At 72.8% G+C, this 16,314-nt stretch carries 19 protein-coding genes and 3 tRNA genes; 6 read left to right on the top strand and 16 right to left on the bottom strand.

Annotation, left to right across the window (positions count from 1 at the left end; translation table 11 throughout):
* Window positions 1-53: 53 nt before the first annotated feature.
* From rplJ to IG69_RS0103540, 8 genes are all read right to left on the bottom strand, one after another.
* The gene (rplJ, locus tag IG69_RS0103575; RefSeq protein WP_030526804.1) at window positions 54-671 is read right to left on the bottom strand and encodes a 50S ribosomal protein L10; all 618 of its coding nucleotides are present in this window, start codon (window positions 669-671) and stop codon (window positions 54-56) included.
* A 331-nt stretch (window positions 672-1,002) separates the two neighbouring features.
* Entirely contained in the window at window positions 1,003-1,830 is an 828-nt protein-coding gene (locus IG69_RS0103570) for an SCO4651 family lipoprotein (RefSeq protein WP_030526803.1), read from the bottom strand.
* Between the two features lie 178 nt (window positions 1,831-2,008).
* Window positions 2,009-2,725 (bottom strand): 50S ribosomal protein L1, encoded by a 717-nt coding sequence (rplA, locus tag IG69_RS0103565; RefSeq protein WP_030526802.1) that lies wholly within the window; start codon window positions 2,723-2,725, stop codon window positions 2,009-2,011.
* Window positions 2,726-2,802: 77 nt separating this feature from the next.
* Window positions 2,803-3,234 (bottom strand): 50S ribosomal protein L11, encoded by a 432-nt coding sequence (gene rplK / locus IG69_RS0103560; RefSeq protein ID WP_030526801.1) that lies wholly within the window; start codon window positions 3,232-3,234, stop codon window positions 2,803-2,805.
* An 88-nt stretch (window positions 3,235-3,322) separates the two neighbouring features.
* Window positions 3,323-4,213 carry a transcription termination/antitermination protein NusG gene (nusG, locus tag IG69_RS0103555; protein ID WP_030526800.1) on the bottom strand — a complete coding sequence of 297 codons (891 nt, stop codon included), beginning with the start codon at window positions 4,211-4,213 and terminating at the stop codon, window positions 3,323-3,325.
* Between the two features lie 59 nt (window positions 4,214-4,272).
* Window positions 4,273-4,539, bottom strand: a complete 267-nt coding sequence (secE, locus tag IG69_RS0103550; RefSeq protein WP_030526799.1) for a preprotein translocase subunit SecE — start codon at window positions 4,537-4,539, stop codon at window positions 4,273-4,275.
* 116 nt (window positions 4,540-4,655) lie between these two features.
* Window positions 4,656-4,728 (bottom strand) — tRNA-Trp (locus IG69_RS0103545).
* Window positions 4,729-4,884: 156 nt separating this feature from the next.
* Complete coding sequence (locus IG69_RS0103540) at window positions 4,885-5,718, bottom strand: endonuclease/exonuclease/phosphatase family protein (RefSeq protein ID WP_030526798.1); 834 nt, start codon at window positions 5,716-5,718, stop codon at window positions 4,885-4,887.
* A gap of 162 nt (window positions 5,719-5,880) precedes the next feature.
* On the opposite strand from IG69_RS0103540, the gene IG69_RS0103530 reads away from it, so the two are divergent.
* The 4 genes from IG69_RS0103530 (at window position 5,881) to IG69_RS0103515 (ending at window position 9,842) form a co-directional block, all read left to right on the top strand.
* Window positions 5,881-7,182, top strand: coding sequence for an aspartate aminotransferase type Ic (locus IG69_RS0103530; RefSeq protein WP_030526796.1), 1,302 nt, complete (start codon window positions 5,881-5,883; stop codon window positions 7,180-7,182).
* Window positions 7,183-7,186: 4 nt separating this feature from the next.
* Complete coding sequence (locus tag IG69_RS0103525) at window positions 7,187-7,690, top strand: DUF5709 domain-containing protein (protein WP_030526795.1); 504 nt, start codon at window positions 7,187-7,189, stop codon at window positions 7,688-7,690.
* 29 nt (window positions 7,691-7,719) lie between these two features.
* On the top strand, window positions 7,720-8,775 hold the full coding sequence (locus tag IG69_RS0103520; RefSeq protein WP_051750190.1) for an adenosine deaminase: 1,056 nt from the start codon (window positions 7,720-7,722) through the stop codon (window positions 8,773-8,775).
* 464 nt (window positions 8,776-9,239) lie between these two features.
* Window positions 9,240-9,842 carry a helix-turn-helix domain-containing protein gene (locus tag IG69_RS0103515; protein ID WP_030526793.1) on the top strand — a complete coding sequence of 201 codons (603 nt, stop codon included), beginning with the start codon at window positions 9,240-9,242 and terminating at the stop codon, window positions 9,840-9,842.
* A gap of 91 nt (window positions 9,843-9,933) precedes the next feature.
* Here the strand turns inward: IG69_RS0103515 and IG69_RS0103510 are convergent, their stop codons facing one another.
* The 8 genes from IG69_RS0103510 to IG69_RS0103475 all read right to left on the bottom strand — a co-directional run bounded on the left by IG69_RS0103510 (window position 9,934) and on the right by IG69_RS0103475 (window position 14,082).
* Entirely contained in the window at window positions 9,934-11,004 is a 1,071-nt protein-coding gene (locus IG69_RS0103510; protein ID WP_030526792.1) for a UDP-N-acetylmuramate dehydrogenase, read from the bottom strand.
* A complete protein-coding gene (locus tag IG69_RS0103505; RefSeq protein ID WP_030526791.1) occupies window positions 11,004-11,426 on the bottom strand; it encodes a MaoC family dehydratase in 423 nt (140 codons plus the stop codon). Before IG69_RS0103505 ends, IG69_RS0103510 begins: the two co-directional genes overlap by 1 nt.
* Window positions 11,426-11,875, bottom strand: coding sequence for an FAS1-like dehydratase domain-containing protein (locus IG69_RS0103500; protein ID WP_030526790.1), 450 nt, complete (start codon window positions 11,873-11,875; stop codon window positions 11,426-11,428). The genes IG69_RS0103505 and IG69_RS0103500 overlap by 1 nt, the downstream gene beginning before the upstream one ends.
* A gap of 125 nt (window positions 11,876-12,000) precedes the next feature.
* Complete coding sequence (gene rpmG, locus IG69_RS0103495; protein ID WP_030526789.1) at window positions 12,001-12,168, bottom strand: 50S ribosomal protein L33; 168 nt, start codon at window positions 12,166-12,168, stop codon at window positions 12,001-12,003.
* A 130-nt stretch (window positions 12,169-12,298) separates the two neighbouring features.
* Window positions 12,299-12,372 (bottom strand) — tRNA-Met (locus tag IG69_RS0103490).
* Between the two features lie 52 nt (window positions 12,373-12,424).
* Window positions 12,425-12,497 (bottom strand) — tRNA-Thr (locus tag IG69_RS0103485).
* 50 nt (window positions 12,498-12,547) lie between these two features.
* Complete coding sequence (locus tag IG69_RS0103480; RefSeq protein WP_281174716.1) at window positions 12,548-13,318, bottom strand: helical backbone metal receptor; 771 nt, start codon at window positions 13,316-13,318, stop codon at window positions 12,548-12,550.
* 2 nt (window positions 13,319-13,320) lie between these two features.
* On the bottom strand, window positions 13,321-14,082 hold the full coding sequence (locus IG69_RS0103475) for an SDR family NAD(P)-dependent oxidoreductase (RefSeq protein WP_030526787.1): 762 nt from the start codon (window positions 14,080-14,082) through the stop codon (window positions 13,321-13,323).
* A 78-nt stretch (window positions 14,083-14,160) separates the two neighbouring features.
* Between IG69_RS0103475 and IG69_RS0103470 the strand changes: the two genes are divergently transcribed.
* Window positions 14,161-14,958: a deoxyribonuclease IV gene (locus IG69_RS0103470; protein WP_030526786.1), complete on the top strand. Its 798-nt coding sequence runs from the start codon at window positions 14,161-14,163 to the stop codon at window positions 14,956-14,958.
* Between the two features lie 94 nt (window positions 14,959-15,052).
* Window positions 15,053-16,303 (top strand): glycoside hydrolase family 76 protein, encoded by a 1,251-nt coding sequence (locus IG69_RS0103465; RefSeq protein ID WP_030526785.1) that lies wholly within the window; start codon window positions 15,053-15,055, stop codon window positions 16,301-16,303.
* Window positions 16,304-16,314 lie beyond the last annotated feature (11 nt).

Here is a 16,314-nt window from a genome sequence, read left to right as displayed (position 1 = left end):
TTGCTGCACTGTGCCGTGAGTGGCGGATTGTGTGGTGAGCGGACCCGCGGGGGTCAGCTCTCGTCGCCACCCTCGGCGACGTCGGTGGCCGGGGCGTCAGCCTCGGCGGGGGTCTCCTCGGTCGCGGCCGGGGCAGCGGCGGTGTCCACCGGGCCCTCGGTCTCGACCTTGGCCCGCAGCGCGTCGACCGTGCGAGCGGCCTTCGAGAGCGGAGCGGCGAAGAGGTAGACGGCCTGGCTGAGCGACGCGTTCATGGCGCCGGCCAGCTTGGCCAGGAGCACCTCGCGGGACTCGAGGTCCGCGAGCTTGGTGATCTCCTCGGCGGAGAGGGTCTTGCCCTCGAGCACGCCGCCCTTGATCACCAGGAGGGGGTTGGCCTTGGCGAAGTCGCGCAGACCCTTGGCCGCCTCCACCGGGTCGCCCTCGACGAAGGCGATGGCGGACGGGCCGACGAGCTGACCGTCGAACGCGGTCACCCCGGCGTCCTTGGCGGCGAGCTGGGTCAGCGTGTTCTTGACCACGGCGTAGGTCGCGTTGCCACGCAGGGTGTTGCGCAGGTCGGTGATCTGCTTCACCGAGAGTCCCCGGTACTCCGTGAGGACGGCGGCGTTGCTGCTCTGGAACTTCTCCGAGAGCTCGGCGATCGCCGCGGCCTTGTCGGGACGTGACATTCGGGCCTCCTTCCGTCGGGTCGGACCGCACGGGAAGGGCCAGGAACGAGAACGAGCCCCGGCGCAGGGCACGGGGCTCGGGCAGCACGACGGGTCGTGGCGTTCCGGAACTTCGTGGCCTGCGCTGGTCGCCCACTCGCGGTGGAACCTTCGGTCACGTGCGGGTGCACGCGACGACCGGCGGTCTGTGGTCGTGCACCAGCGTACGGGACGTCGCGCCCCGCCCCAAATCGCGGCCGGGGCCGTCCCGGGTCCCCGCACGCCCGCGGCGCCCCGGGAGGTCCCGGGGCGCCGCGGCGGGTGGTGCGGGGGTGCGGTTCGCGTCGAGCGGTCAGCTCGTCGGCATCTCGAAGGTGCCGACCTCGCTGGCCGGCGGGGCCTCGACGGTGACGGGCTCGCCCCACTTGGAGTACTTCATGACGAGCTTCTGGCCGGCCAGGTCGGTCGTGACCGTCTGGGGCAGGCCCTCGGCGTCGAAGGACATCTCGTACGAGACGCCGTCGGGCATCTGCTTCAGCGCCTCCTCGGTGACGCCCGGCATGCTCGTGGCCTGCTTCTTGACCATCTCGGCGAGCTGCTCCTTGGAGAGCTTGACCTCGTAGGTCGTCACGCCGTTCTCGACCTTGGTGACGGTGCCCGTGACCCCCTCGACGTCCTTGAGCTGCTCGGTCGGGTTGGCCATCGCCGACTCCATCTGCGACAGCATCGGGCCCATCATCTTCGACATCGCGTCGTCGGCCGAGGGGTCGATCTTGATCCACGGCTTGCCGCCGGCCATCTCCTTGAAGGTGTCGCCACCCATGTACATGACCTTGTCGATGTAGACGACCTTGAAGGACTCGCCGGACTCGCTCATGTCCATCGCCATCTTCGGCGAGGAGCCGCTGTAGTCGAGGTCGGCCTCGATGGTGCCCTCGCTGCCGGTCGTCATCGACATGTGCGCGGTCTTCTTGGCCTGCACGGCCGCGGCGCTCTGCTCGGCGAGGGTCTTGAGCTCGACCGTGTCACCGACCTTGGCGGTCGGGGCCTGCGTCTCCTGCGCGGCCGAGGAGGAGGCGGCGGAGCCGGAGCCGGAGGAGGTCTCGTTGGTGCTCGAGCCGCAGGCGCCGAGCACGAGGGCCCCGGACAGGGCCAGGACGGACAGGACGGTGCGCTTCATACGGTGCTTCCCCCGATGGGTCGTCGTGTGGACGGAGGCGCGTCGAGGCCTCCGGGTGCTTGTCAGCGTACTTCTGCGACGGGGCGTGCGCCCCACCGGTTCCCCGTTCGTGACCACTTCGCGACGGAGCCCGCCGCCCCGGGAAGGGGCGACGGGCTCCGTCGTGGTGGGGCGCCGCTCAGGCGTCGACCTGCTCCTCGAGGAGGTTGCGGGTCTTGCTGGAGTCGAGCGGGATGCCCGGGCCCATCGTCGTCGACAGGGTCGCCTTCGTGATGTACCGGCCCTTGGAGGCGGACGGCTTGAGCCGGAGGACCTCCTCGAGGGCGGTGGCGTAGTTCTCGACGAGCGACTTCTCGTCGAAGGAGGCCTTGCCGATGATGAAGTGGAGGTTCGCGTGCTTGTCGACGCGGAACTCGATCTTGCCGCCCTTGATGTCGGACACGGCCTTGGCGGTGTCCATCGTCACGGTGCCGGTCTTCGGGTTCGGCATGAGGCCGCGCGGGCCGAGCACCTTGCCGAGACGACCGACCTTGCCCATGAGGTCCGGGGTGGCGACGACGGCGTCGAAGTCGAGCCAGCCGCCGGCGACCTTCTCGAGGAGGTCGTCGGAGCCGACGTAGTCGGCGCCGGCCGCGGTCGCGGCCTCGGCCTTGTCGCCGTTGGCGAAGACGAGGACGCGGGCGGTCTTGCCCGTGCCGTGCGGGAGGTTGACCGTGCCGCGGACCATCTGGTCGGCCTTGCGCGGGTCGACCCCGAGGCGGAAGGCCACCTCGACGGTCTCGTCGTACTTGGCGGACGCGACGTCCTTGGCGAGGCGGACGGCCTCGAGCGGGCTGTAGAGCTTGTCCGCGTCGATCTTCTCGGTCGCGGCGTTGTACGCCTTGCTGCGCTTCATGTGCTGCTCCTGGGAGTGGTGGTGGAGTCGTGGTCGTCGGGCCAGCGCAGGCCCTGCCACAGGGGGTGGGACCGGGCTCAGAGCTCGGTCTCGATGCCCATCTGACGGGCGGTGCCGGCGATGATCTTCATCGCGGCGTCGACGTCGTTGGCGTTGAGGTCGGGCATCTTGGTCTCGGCGATCTCGCGGAGCTGGTCCTTCGTGAGCTTGCCGGCCTTGGTCTTGTGCGGCTCGCCCGAGCCCTTCTGGACGCCTGCGGCCTTCTTGATGAGCTCCGAGGCCGGCGGGGTCTTCGTGATGAAGGTGAAGGAGCGGTCTTCGTAGACCGTGATGACGACGGGGATGATGCTGCCGCGCTGGTGCTCGGTCGCCGCGTTGTACGCCTTGACGAACTCCATGATGTTGACGCCGTGCTGACCCAGGGCCGGGCCGACGGGCGGGGCCGGGGTCGCGGCACCGGCCTGGATCTGCAGGTTGATGTACCCGGAGACCTTCTTCTTGGGGGGCATGTCTGTCCTTCTTCGGTGGTGTGGGCCGACGCCGTGGGCGATGACCCCTTTGCAGTGTCCGCGGGTCCCCCGCGAAAGGGGCCTCCGGTCAGATCTTGGCGACCTGGCCGAAGGAGAGCTCGACCGGGGTCTCCCGGCCGAAGATCGAGACGAGCACCTTGAGCTTCTGGGTGTCGGCGTTGATCTCGGAGATCGTCGCCGGCAGCGTCTCGAAGGGGCCGTCCATGACGGTGACCGACTCGCCGACCTCGAAGTCGACGACGGCGGCGTCGCCCGAGGAGGAGCCGGAGGAGGACGCGGCGCCACCGGAGGCGGCCGCGGCGACGGGCGTCTCGAGGTCGGCCGGCTTGAGCATCGTGAAGACCTCGTCGAGGGTCAGCGGCACCGGCTGGTGCGCGTTGCCGACGAAGCCGGTGACGCCCGGGGTGTGCCGGACGGCGCCCCACGACTCGTCGGTGAGGTCCATCCGGACGAGGACGTACCCGGGCATCCGGACGCGGCGGACCAGCTTGCGCTGGCCGCTCTTGATCTCGGTGACCTCCTCCATGGGGACCTGCACCTCGAAGATGTAGTCCTCCATGTTGAGGGACTGGGTGCGGTTCTCGAGGTTGGCCTTGACCCGGTTCTCGTAGCCCGCGTAGGAGTGCACGACGTACCAGTCGCCGAACTTCGAGGCGAGGTCGTCCTTGAACGCCTTGACCGGGTCGACCGCGTCGAGGACGTCGCCGTCCTCGTCGACCGGGAGGGCCGGCTCGTCGACCGCGTCGTCGTCGGACGCCTCGTCCGCGGAGTCGTCCGCGACCGTGGCGTCGTCCGCGACCTCGTCGGTCGCGGCGTCACCGTCGGCGTCGGCCTCGTGGGCGGCGTCGAAGGACTCGGCCGCGGCGGCGTCGACCTCCTGCACGGGGGTGTCGTCGACGGGAACCTGGGCGGTGTCGTCGGACCCCTGCTCGGGGGTGTCGGTCCACTGGTCGGACACGGGTGACCTCTTCCTTCGTCTGGCGGGTGCCGGGGGCGGGTGGCGCGGGTGGGCGCGCGTCAGGAGCCGAGGACCAGGCCGACGAGCTTGCTGAAGCCGAGGTCGAGACCGGACACGATCGCCATCATCACCGTGACGAACACGATGACGACGAGCGTGTAGTTCCAGAGCTCGTTCCGGGTGGGCCGGACGACCTTGCGGAGCTCGTCGAGGATCTGGCCGACGAACAGCCCGATGGCGCGGAAGAGTCGCGAGACGGGGTTGCCGCCGCGCTCACGGCCCTTGGCGGGGCGGGAGCCGGCCTCGGTCTGGCCCAGGTCGGTCACGACTTGCCTCTTCACGTCGAGCTGGTCGGGTTCGGATGCCTACGGCGCGGCACGACCGTGAAAGGGGGCCCGGACGAGACCGGGCCGCAGATCGTGGACGTACCACACGTGCGACGCAGGGCAGGAGGGACTCGAACCCCCAACCGCCGGTTTTGGAGACCGGTGCTCTACCAATTGAGCCACTGCCCTGTGGGACCACCGGTGGGTGGTGGACCCTGGGTGGTGCGACCTTCTGCCGGGCACGCTGACATGGTGGTCACACCGAACGGACAGCATACGTGAGCCCCGGCCCCGGCGCGAACCCGCCCCGGGGCCGAGGGCCCCCGTCACCGTCCGGAGCAGACGTCAGCGCAGCGGCACGGCGCCGAAGAGCACGCGGTGGTCGGACGGCGAGTCCTTCACCTGCTCGGTGCCACCGCCGGTCCGCGTGGCCGCCTTGGACGCGAAGATGTAGTCGATCTTCTTGGAGTAGAACGTGTTCTTGCCGGACCGCGCGGTCGAGCCGGTTCCCGCGGACTGGGCCAGCTCGCGGAACTCGCCGCCGGAGGCGCTGCCGACCCCGTACATGGCGTTCATCGTGGCCGACCCCGGCGTGGTGTTGAAGTCCCCGCCGACGAGGACGACCTTGGTCGACATCCAGGACCCCGTCGTGGCCTTGATCGCCTTGGTGAGGTCGTGCCGGAACGCGTCGTTCGCCGCGCCACCGGCGACCAGGTGGGTCGAGCAGGCGCGGAAGGCGTGACCCCCGTGGTTGATGTCGAGGCACGCGAGGCCGTAGGTGTGGTTGTCCACGGGGGTCGCGTTGAGCGGGACCGAGACCGTGCCCGAGACCTCCGCGCTCTTGCCGGTCCAGACCACCGCCTCGCCGATGCCCTGGTCGCCGGAGCACTTGGTCGAGGTCCGACGCTGCCGGTAGTGGGTGTACCCGATGTCCTGCAGCTTCGGGATCAGGCTGGAGCACACCTCCTGCAGCAGCAGGACCTCTGGGCCGCCTCCGTCCGAGAGCTCGCGCACCCGGTTGATCGCGGTGCCCTTCTTCTCGAGGTTGTGCGAGAAGACACGGACGGACGACGACGCGGCCTCGGCGGACGGTGCGGTCGCGGTCGTGCCGACCAGGCCGGCGGCAGCGACCCCCACCGTGGCGAGCGCGGCGAGGATCGGACGGGTGCGGAGCTGCATGGGCTTCCCCCAGAGGTTCGTGGGGGACGCCGATCGCCCCCCGGCGGTCCTCAACCTGCCATCTCGCTCGTCCGCTCGCGATGGGGAGCACTCCCCCGACGGGCCCGTTCGCAGCGCGGTCCGCCCCGACGTCACGCCGTCGTGCTCTGCCACGATGGAGCGGTGAGCACCTCAGCCTCCTCCCGCACCCCCCTCGCCGAGCGCTCCCCCGAGGAGCTGCGGGCGTTCGCCGACGAGCAGCGCGCCGCCTACGCCACCCTGCGCGGGCGCGGGCTCTCCCTCGACCTCACGCGGGGCAAGCCCAGCCCCGAGCAGCTCGACCTCGCCGAGCGGATGCTCACCCTCCCCGAGGGCCACCGCGACGGCCAGGGCACCGACGTGCGCAACTACGGCGGCCTCGAGGGGCTGCCCGAGCTGCGCGCGATGTTCGCCGAGCTGCTCGGTGTCGACGCCGACCAGGTCGTCGCCGGCGGCAACGCGAGCCTGACGATGATGCACGAGGTGCTCGTCGACCACCTGCTGCACGGCGGCGTCGGCTCGCCGCGGCCGTGGAAGGACGAGGAGAAGGTCACCTTCGTCTGCCCGGTGCCCGGCTACGACCGGCACTACACGATGCTCGAGCACTACGGCATCGAGATGGTCACCGTCCCGATGCTCGACGACGGCCCGGACGTCGCCGCGGTCGAGGCCCTCGTCAAGGACGACCCGAGCATCAAGGGCATGTGGATCGTCCCGACGTACGCGAACCCGGCCGGCTCGGTCGTCACGCAGGAGGTCGCGGCCCGGCTCGCGTCGATGCCCACCGCCGCCCCGGACTTCCGGCTCTTCTGGGACAACGCCTACGCGCTGCACCACCTCACGAGCGACGAGGCGAAGTCGGCCGACATCCTCTCGCTCGCCTCGGCGGCGGGGAACCCACACCGGCCGATCGTCTTCGCGTCGACGAGCAAGATCACCTTCGCCGGCGCCGGCGTCGCCTTCCTCGCCGGGTCGCGCGAGACGGTGGCCTGGTACCTGTCGCACCTGAAGTTCGCGTCCATCGGCCCGGACAAGGTCAACCACCTGCGCCACGTCCAGTTCTTCGGGTCGGCCGACGGCGTGCGGGAGCACATGGGCCGTCACCGCGAGATCCTCGCCCCCAAGTTCACGGCGGTCGGCGAGGCGCTCGCCGCGGAGCTCGAGGGTCTCGGCGTCGCCGAGTGGAGCACCCCGCGCGGCGGGTACTTCGTCAACCTCGACGTCCCGGACGGCTGCGCGTCGCGCGTCGTGCAGCTGGCCAAGGAGGCCGGCATCGCACTGACACCGGCGGGGGCGTCCTTCCCGTACGGCAAGGACCCGCGCGACCGGAACATCCGTCTCGCACCGTCGTTCCCGTCGCTCGACGAGGTCCGGACGGCGATGGCCGGCGTGGCGACGTGCGTCGCGCTCGCGGCCTCCGAGCAGCTGCTCGCAGACGTAGGGTGAGGCGATGAGCGACCAGCCGGAGAACGTGACCGACGACCTCGGGAGCTACTCCCTCGACGACGAGGACCAGCTCCAGCCCGAGGACACCCTGGAGGACGGGGTGGACGACCCGCTGGACCGCGGCTACTCCCCGCCCGAGAAGCTGCACGGCTCCCTCGCGCACGGCGTGACCGCCGAGGAGCAGAGCCGCGACGAGACGATCGAGGAGCGCATCCACCAGGAGGTGCCGGACCCCTCGACCGCATACGGCGCGCCCGACAACGAGTCCGGCCTGGACGTCGACCGCGTCGGCGGCGACGACCCCGACGCCATCGACGCCGAGGACGACTGGCTCGGCGACGGCGAGGTCGGCGACGAGCGTGCCGGGCGCCTCGTCGCCCCGGACGAGGGCCTCGGCGAGGACGACGAGAAGGACCTCGTCGGCGACGACGTGGGTGTCGACGGCGCGGCGGCCTCCGCGGAGGAGTCGGCGATGCACGTCGTCGACGAGGAGACCTCGGAGGAGTGAGCGAGGCACCGACCGGGAGCACCCCGGCGGTGCGTCGTGACGACGGCCGCGTCCCCTCGGGGGCGCGGCCTCTCGCGACCCTGCCGAAGGCGCACCTGCACCTGCACTTCACCGGCTCGATGCGGGTGGCGACCGTGCGCGAGATGGCGGCCGCCCACGGGATGCGCCTGCCCGCGACGCTCACGCGCGAGTACCCGCCGCGCTTCGACGCGGCCGACGAGCGTGGCTGGTTCCGGTTCCAGCGCCTCTACGACGTCGCGCGGGCGTGCGTCCGCGGCGAGGCCGACATGCGACGGATCGTCCGCGAGGCCGCGCTCGACGACGGCGCGGAGGGCTCGCGGTGGCTGGAGATCCAGGTCGACCCGACGTCGTACGCGCCCTTCGTCGGGGGCATCACGCCGGCGCTCGAGATCGTCCTCGACGAGGCGGCGGCGGTGTCGCGCGAGCCCGGGGCGGCGCAGGTCGGCGTCGTCGTGGCGGCCTCGCGGATGCGCCACCCGCTGGAGGCCCGGACGCTGGCCCGGCTCGCGGCGCGGTACGCGGGGAGCGGCCCGGGGGCGGTCGTCGGGTTCGGCCTGTCGAACGACGAGCGGCGCGGCGACACGGCGGAGTTCGCGGCCGCCTTCCGCATCGCGCGGTCGGCGGGGCTGGCGTCGGTGCCGCACGCCGGTGAGCTGCTGGGCGCCGACGCGGTGGCGGCGACGCTGGACGCGGCGGCGCCGGACCGGATCGGGCACGGCGTGCGGTCCGTCGAGGACCCGCGGGTGCTGGAGCGGGTGGTCGCGGCGGGCGTGGCGCTGGAGGTGTGCCCGGGCTCGAACGTGGCGCTCGGCGTGTACGACGAGGCGCCGGAGGTGCCGCTGCGGCAGCTGCTGTCGGCGGGGGCGGTCGTGGCCCTCGGGGCGGACGACCCGCTGATCTTCGGGAGCCGGCTCGTGGAGCAGTACGAGACGGCACGGGCGGTGCACGGCCTGTCGGACGAGGAGCTGGCCGGGCTGGCGCGCTCCTCGCTCGCGGCGAGCAGGGCGCCCGACGACGTGCGGGCCGCGGCCGAGGCCGACGTCGACGCCTGGCTGGCGGGCTGAGCGTCCCACCCACGCCGCGCCGGCTCCGGGCTCGCGGGCCCGTGAGAGGTGCACCGGCCGCTGTTGTTCGCTTCACCCACCGAAGCAACCGGGATGAGCGGTCACCTGCGTCACATCTCGCAGCAACTGGGATGAGCGGTCTCGGTTGCGTCGCAAGCGGCAGCACCCGACCGCTCGTCCCGATTGGCTCCACCCACGGACGCAGCCGACCGCTCGTCCCGATTGCTCCACCCACGGACGCAACCGACCGCTCGTCCCGATTGCTCCATCACCGCACGCAACCGACCGCTCGTCATGGTTGCCTCTCATCTCGGGGCGAACGACAGCGCGGGCGGCGCCCCTCGTCTCCGGGCGGGGCGCGACGGGATCGTGACTCGTCCACAGGCGGACCGCGCGGGCGTCGTCGTCCACAGTCCGCTCGAGGGGTCTGGCGCCGGTCGCCGAGCGGGGTCGACGCTCCCGGCATGAGACTCCTCCCCCTCACTTACCCCACGTTCGCCCGCGAGCTGCTCGCGGCCCGGGCGGCGCTGACGGTGCCGCACGAGGTCGGCCTGGCCCTGCGGGCGCACCGACGGACGCTCGGCCTCGGGCAGCGCGCCTACGCCCGGCGCCGAGGCTGGTCGGCGAGCCACGTCGCACGGCTCGAGACCCGCGCCGGCGACCTGCGGCTCACCGACGTGGTCGCCGCCCTCGGACCGACCGGGTACTGCCTGGCGCTGTGCCACCGGGGCGCCGCCCCCGACCCGGAGCCAGACCCCGACACCCCGGCGCCGCCGGCCGCCCTCCCGGTGCCGGTGTCGCCCACCCACTGGCCGCGTACGGAGCTCCTCGCCCTCGTGCGTGACGGCAGCCGGCGCTTCCCCGCCCACCACGACACCACGCAGGTCACCTACCCGCCGAACTGGTGGTGGCAGACGGAGGCCACCCGCATCGGGACCCAGCGCCCGACCTGGTACGCCGACCCGTCGGGACTCGCGGCGCGTCGCAGGACCGCGAGCGCAGAGCCGTCCTCCGGGGTGGCGACACCCGCGACGCGTGACGACGACCAGCACCCGCTCAGCGCATGAGCCCGAACGAGCACCCCGAACGAGCACGACGACCCGTCCCTCGCACCACCGCACGCCCGTGGGGAGGCAGCGGGTGTGACCCGGCCGGGCGTCAGAGGGTCTGACCGAGGATGACCGGCTCGTTGACGAGGGTCACCCCGAAGACGTCCTGCACGCCGTCGCGCACCTCGCGGGCGAGGGCGACGACGTCGGCCGCACGCGCCTGCCCGCGGTTGGTCACCGCGAGCGTGTGCTTGGTCGACAGCGCCGCCGGCCCGGGCAGCGCGTGGCCCTTGCCGAACCCGGCGCGCTCGATGAGCCACGCGGCCGACGTCTTGACCCGACCGCCCGCCTCCGGGAAGCGCGGCGGCGTGACGTCGGCGCCGAGCCGCTCGGCGACGCGCGCCTCGAGGGACTGGAACTCCTCGGCGGTCAGCACCGGGTTGGTGAAGAACGAGCCGCACGACCAGGTGTCGTGGTCCTCGGCGTCGAGCACCATCCCGCGGCGCCGCCGCTGCGCGAGCACCGCCTCACGCGCGTCGGCGAGGGGCACCCGGGCGCCGACGTCGACCCCCAGCTGCGTCGCGAGGTCTGCGTAGCGCACCGGCCCCGAGAGGTCGGCGAGGACGAGCTGGAACATCACGTCGAGCACGACGTAGCGGTCGGTGCCCTTGAAGAGGGAGTGCCGGTAGGTGAACCGGCAGTCCAGCGACATCATCGTGCGGACGCGCTCCTCGAGCCGGTCCCACACCCGTACCCGGGCGATGGTCTGGGCGACCTCCTGCCCGTACGCACCGACGTTCTGGACCGGCGTGGCCCCGGTCGACCCCGGGATGCCCGACAGCGCCTCGATGCCCGACCAGCCCTCGGCGACCGCGCGCTCGACGAACGGGTCCCACGGCTCACCGGCCGCGACGACGACGTTCGCGCCCCCGCACGAGTCGGCCGAGTCGACCTCGACCCCCTGCGTGGCGACGAGCACGACCGTGCCCGCGAACCCCTCGTCGGGGAGCACGAGGTTCGAGCCACCCCCGAGGACGAGCAGCGGCTCGTCGGCGTCGTCGACCTCGCGCACGGCGTCGACGAGCTCGTCGGTGGTCTCCGCGACGACCATCCGCGCCGCCGGGCCGCCGACGCGCATCGTCGTGTACCCCGCGAGGGGCTCGTCGTGCAGCTCGCGCATCAGTCGAGGCGGACCACGGCGACGCACCGGCCGAGGACCTTCTGGCCCTCGCTCGTGGCGGTCAGCTCGACCGTCGCCCGACGCGTCTCCGGGTCGAGAGCCTTGACGGTGCCCTCGACGACGAGCTCGGCGCCGGCGGCCGGGACGACGACCGGCTTGGTGAAGCGCGTGCCGTACTCCAGGACCCGGCCGGCGTCACCGACCCACTCGGACACGACCGTGCCGGCGGCGCCCATCGTCCACATCCCGTGGGCGATGACGTCGGGCAGGCCGACCGAGCGGGCGAAGTCCTCGTCCTGGTGGATCGGGTTCTGGTCGCCCGAGGCGTTGGCGTAGGCGACGAGCGTGTCGCGGGTGACGGGCACGGTGACCGGCCCGACGGTGTCGCCCACGGCGACGGACTCGAGCGTGCGGACGGCCATCAGTCCTCCCCTCCCCGGACGACGATGGTCGAGGTGCACGTCGCGAGCGCCTCGCCGCCGGTCGTCGCGAGCTCGGTGCGGGTCGTGACCATCGAGTGGCCACCGGCCTGCCGGACGGCGTCGACGGTCAGCGTGCCGACGACCTCGTCGCCGGCGGTGATCGGGCGGTGGTGGACGAACCGCTGCTCGCCGTGGACGACGCGGCTGTAGTCGATGCCCGCCTCCGGGTCGGCGACGTACGCCCGGTCCGAGGCCTGGGCGAAGCGCACGGCCATCGTCGGCGGCGCCACCACGTCGGCGTAGCCGGCGGCGCGGGCGGCCTCGGGGTCGGTGTGGACCGGGTCGCTCGAGCCCACGGCCGCGGCGAACGCGGCGATGAGCGCGGCGTCGACGGGGTAGGGCCCGCTCGGCGGGTAGGTGCGTCCGACGAAGTCGGGGTTCACGGCCATGCCGCCCACTCTAGGGGCCGGGGCCGACCGACCGGCGGGAGGACCCGGGCACGACGCGAGGCCGCCCGCACCCCGGGGGTGCGGGCGGCCTCGTCGGCTGCGGGCGCGTCGGTGACGCGCCGGCGTCAGCGGGTCTCGCGGTGCGCGGTGTGCTTCTTGCAGCGCGGGCAGAACTTCGCCAGCTCGAGCCGGTCGGGGTCGTTGCGCCGGTTCTTCTTGGTGATGTAGTTGCGCTCCTTGCACTCCGTGCACGCCAGCGTGATCTTGGGGCGGACGTCGGTGGCCTTGGCCATGGAAGCAACCTGCTCTCGGGAAACGAAGTGTGGATCTCGGGTGGCGCGTCGGCGCGGTCCTGGACTGCGCGCGGCACCAAGCACAACAGGGTACGCGCTCCGTGCGGTGACACGGAAATCGCGACCTCGGTAGCGGGAGCGGGGCTCGATCCCGCGACCTCACGATTATGAGTCGTGCGCTCTAACCAGCTGAGCTACCCCGCCTTGGGGAACGACCGGGAGCCCTTCTCGGGGAGTCGGACTGCGGTCGGACCAGAGCCCCCTGTCGGAATCGAACCGACGACCTTTTCCTTACCATGGAAACGCTCTGCCGACTGAGCTAAGGGGGCGTGCGCGCCAGTGGAAAACCGCTCTGGAGCGCGACGGAGACACTACACGGTCACTCTCGGTCGAGCGAAATCCGGGCCTCCACGAGGGCGGGTCCGTACCAGGTGAGGAGCCGTCCGGAGACGAGCCGCGTGGGTACCCGCGCGAACGCCTCGGGCCCGTCGGCCGCGGTGAACTCGTAGGGCTCGTCGGGCAGCAGGACGAGGTCGGCCAGCGCCGGGTCGTCCAACGAGGCCACGTCGGCGCTCGGGTAGCGGCCCGTCCCCACCTCTCCCCCGACGACCTCGTACCCGCAGCGCGCGAGCAGGTCGGCGGTGAACGTCGGCCGGCCGACGACCATCCACGGGTCGCGCCACACGGGGACGACGACCCGCGCCGTCGGTGCCGGCACCGGCCCCGACCACGCGTCGCGCGCCTCCCCCAGCCACCCGGGCTCGGGGATCTCCAGCGCCTCACCGAGCAGCCGCGCCATGGACGCGAGGGACTGCGGGACGGTCTCGATGTCGGTCACCCAGACCGCGAGCCCGCGCTCGCGCATCCGGCGCACGTCGAGCTCGCGGTTCTCCTCCTTGTTCGCGACGACGAGGTCGGGCTCCAGGGCCGCGACGGCGGCGAGGTCTGGGTTCTTCGTCCCGCGCACCCGGGCGACATCGAGGTCGGCCGGGTGGGTGCACCAGTCGGTGGCCCCGACGAGCCGGTCGGGGCAGGTCGCCGCCAGCGCCTCGGTCAGCGAGGGCACGAGCGAGACGACGCGGCGCGCCGGGCCCGCGAGGGGCACCGGCGCGCCGAGGTCGTCGCGCAGGGGTGCGCGGGTGGCCGCCACGGTCAGCGCGGCGCCATCCGCAGCGCGCCGTCCATCCGGACCACCTCGCCGTTGAGGTAGTCGTGCTCGACGATCGCCAGCGCGAGCTGCGCGTACTCCTCCGGGCGTGCGAGGCGCTGCGGGAACGGGACGCCCGCGGCGAGGCCGGCGCGGAACTCGTCCGAGACGCTCGCGAGCATCGGGGTCTCGACGATGCCCGGGGCGATCGTCATGACCCGGATCCCGTGCTGCGCGAGGTCACGGGCCGCCGGCAGCGTGAGGCCGACGATGCCGCCCTTGCTCGAGCTGTACGCGGCCTGGCCGACCTGGCCGTCGTACGCGGCGATGCTCGCCGTGTTGACGACGACGCCGCGCTGGCCGTCGGCGTCGGGCTCCGTGGCCGCCATCGCCTCGGCGGCGACGGTGAGGACGACGAAGGTGCCGAGGAGGTTGACCTCGACGACCTTGCGGTAGAGCTCGATCGAGTGCGTGCCCTTGCGGCCGAGGATGCGCGCCGACGGGCCGATGCCGGCGCAGTTGACGACGACCCGCAGCGGGCGGGCGTCGTCACCGGCCGCGACCGCGACGGCGGCGCGGACGTCGGCCTCGGAGGTGACGTCGGTGGGGACGTACTCGACGCCGTCGACGGCGGCTGCGGTCTCGCAGGCGTCGGGGAGGTCGAGGGCGACCACGCGGGCGCCGCGGCCGGCGAGGGCGGCGGCGGTGGCCGCGCCGAGGCCGGAGGCGCCGCCGGTGACCAGGGCGGTGGTGTCAGCGATCTGCATGGCGCCATCCTGCCCTGCCCCGGGCGCCGGGCCGGGATCGGGCGACCGACGGTCGGCGGCCGGTCGTACGGTGGGCGCATGGAGCTGCGCATCGGAGGACACGTCGACCAGGCCGACCCGGTGGCGGAGGCCGTCGCCCGGGGCGCCACCCTCAGCCAGCTCTTCCTCGGCGACCCGCAGAGCTACAAGGGCCCGGTCGTCGAGTACGCCGGGGGCGCCGAGGCGCTGCGGGCGGCCGCCGAGGCCGCGGGTGTCGACCTCTACGTCCACGCGCCCTACCCGATCAACGTCGCCTCGACGAACAACCGCATCCGCATCCCCGGCCGCAAGCTGCTCCAGCAGCACCTGCACGCCGCCGCCGAGATCGGGGCGAAGGGCGTCGTCGTGCACGGCGGGCACCTCGGCAAGGACGAGGACGCCGCGACGGGCTTCGACAACTGGCGCAAGTGCGTCGACGGCCTCGAGATGCCCGTGCGGCTCCTCATCGAGAACACCGCCGGCGGCGACAACGCGATGGCCCGTCGGCTCGAGGCGGTCGAGCGCCTCTGGGAGGCCATCGGCCGGGCCGGGGGCGGCGACACCGTCGGCTTCTGCCTCGACACCTGCCACGCGCACGCCGGCGGCAACGACCTCGCCGACGTCGTCGCCGAGGTGCGGGCCATCACGGGGCGCATCGACCTGGTGCACTGCAACGACAGCCGCGACGAGTTCGACTCCGGCGCCGACCGCCACACCAACCTCGGGTCGGGGCACATCGACGCCGCCGACATCGCGCACGTCGTCCGCGAGGCCGGCGCCCCGGTCGTCGTCGAGACCCCCGGCGGGGTCGAGGGCCAGCGCGCCGACATCGCGTGGCTGCGTGACCGGTTGGCCTGACGCGATCGGACAGGCCGGCCGCCCGCGTCGACGGCCATCCGCCATCTCCGTAGCGTCCTGACGGGTCCACGCCACCGGCCGAGGAGACCCGACGATGTCGACCCACCGCGCAACCAGCCCCACGACCCGCCTCTCCCGCCGCACCGTCGGCGGAGCGGCCCTCGCCCTCGGCGCCCTCGGCGCGACGGGCCCCACCGCCTCCGCGGTCTCCTCCCGACCCGGGCCGGCGACGGGCCGCGGCCGGTGGGCCGAGCGCGCGGAGGACGCCTACGCGGCCCTGCAGCGGCACTTCGCCGTGCGCGACGGCAGCCGCCTCTACCTCGAGCACTGGCCTGCGGCGCCGGAGGACCCGACCTACTCGTACGAGTGGCCGTTCTCGCAGGCCCACGGGGCGACCCTCGACCTCACCGGCCTGCCCGGCGCCACCGGGCGGCGCTACCTCGACGACCTCGCCGAGCGCCGGACCGGGCAGCGTCGCTACTACAGCGCGGCCGGGTCGACCGGCCTGCCCGGCTACGCGTCCGCCCCGACCGCGCCGTGGGGCAGCGGTGGCGACTTCTTCTACGACGACAACGAGTGGGTCGGCCTCATCGACGTCCAGCGCCACCTCATGCATCGTGACCCCGCGGCCGTGCGCGACGCCCGGATGATCTTCGAGCTCGTCGTCTCCGGCTGGGACGACGACCCCTCGCACCCGGCCCCGGGCGGTGTGTTCTGGACGCAGGCGGACTGGAGCCAGGACCGGAACACGGTCTCGAACATGCCCGGCGCCCAGCTCGGGCTGCGGCTGTTCCAGCTGACCCGCGAGCGCCGCTTCCTCGACTGGGCCCGCCGGATGTACGCGTGGACCAACCAGCACCTGCAGATCCGCGAGGGGGCGCAGGCCGGGCTCTACCACGACCACCTCGACCTCGCGGGGACCGTCGAGAAGACCGTGTGGAGCTACAACCAGGGCGTCCCGGTCGGCGTCAACACGCTGCTGCACCGGGTGACCGGCGAGCCGCGGTACCTGCGCGAGGCGTGCCGCGTCGCCGACGCCGCACGCCGCTTCTACGCCCAGCCCGACCCGGAGCGGCCCGGCCTGACGCGGCTCGACACCCAGCCGGTGTTCTTCAACTCGATCTACTTCAAGAACCTCCTGCTGCTGGCGTCGGTGACCGGCGACCGGCGGGCCGCCGACGACATGGCGGCCTACGCGGACCGGCTGTGGCGCACCCGCCGCGACCGGGAGACCGGCGTCTTCCGCTTCGGCGGCGCCTCGACGCAGATGATCGAGCAGGCCGCGGTCGTGCAGCTGTTCGCCGTCCTCGCCTGGTCGCGCAAGGACTGGTCGCTCCTGTACTGAGGTCGCGGGCC

The sequence above is a fragment of the Phycicoccus jejuensis genome, from assembly GCF_000720925.1.
GTDB lineage: Bacteria > Actinomycetota > Actinomycetes > Actinomycetales > Dermatophilaceae > Phycicoccus > Phycicoccus jejuensis.
The sequence above is the reverse complement of the archived record's forward strand: the minus strand, read 5'-3'. Positions and strand labels throughout refer to the sequence as shown.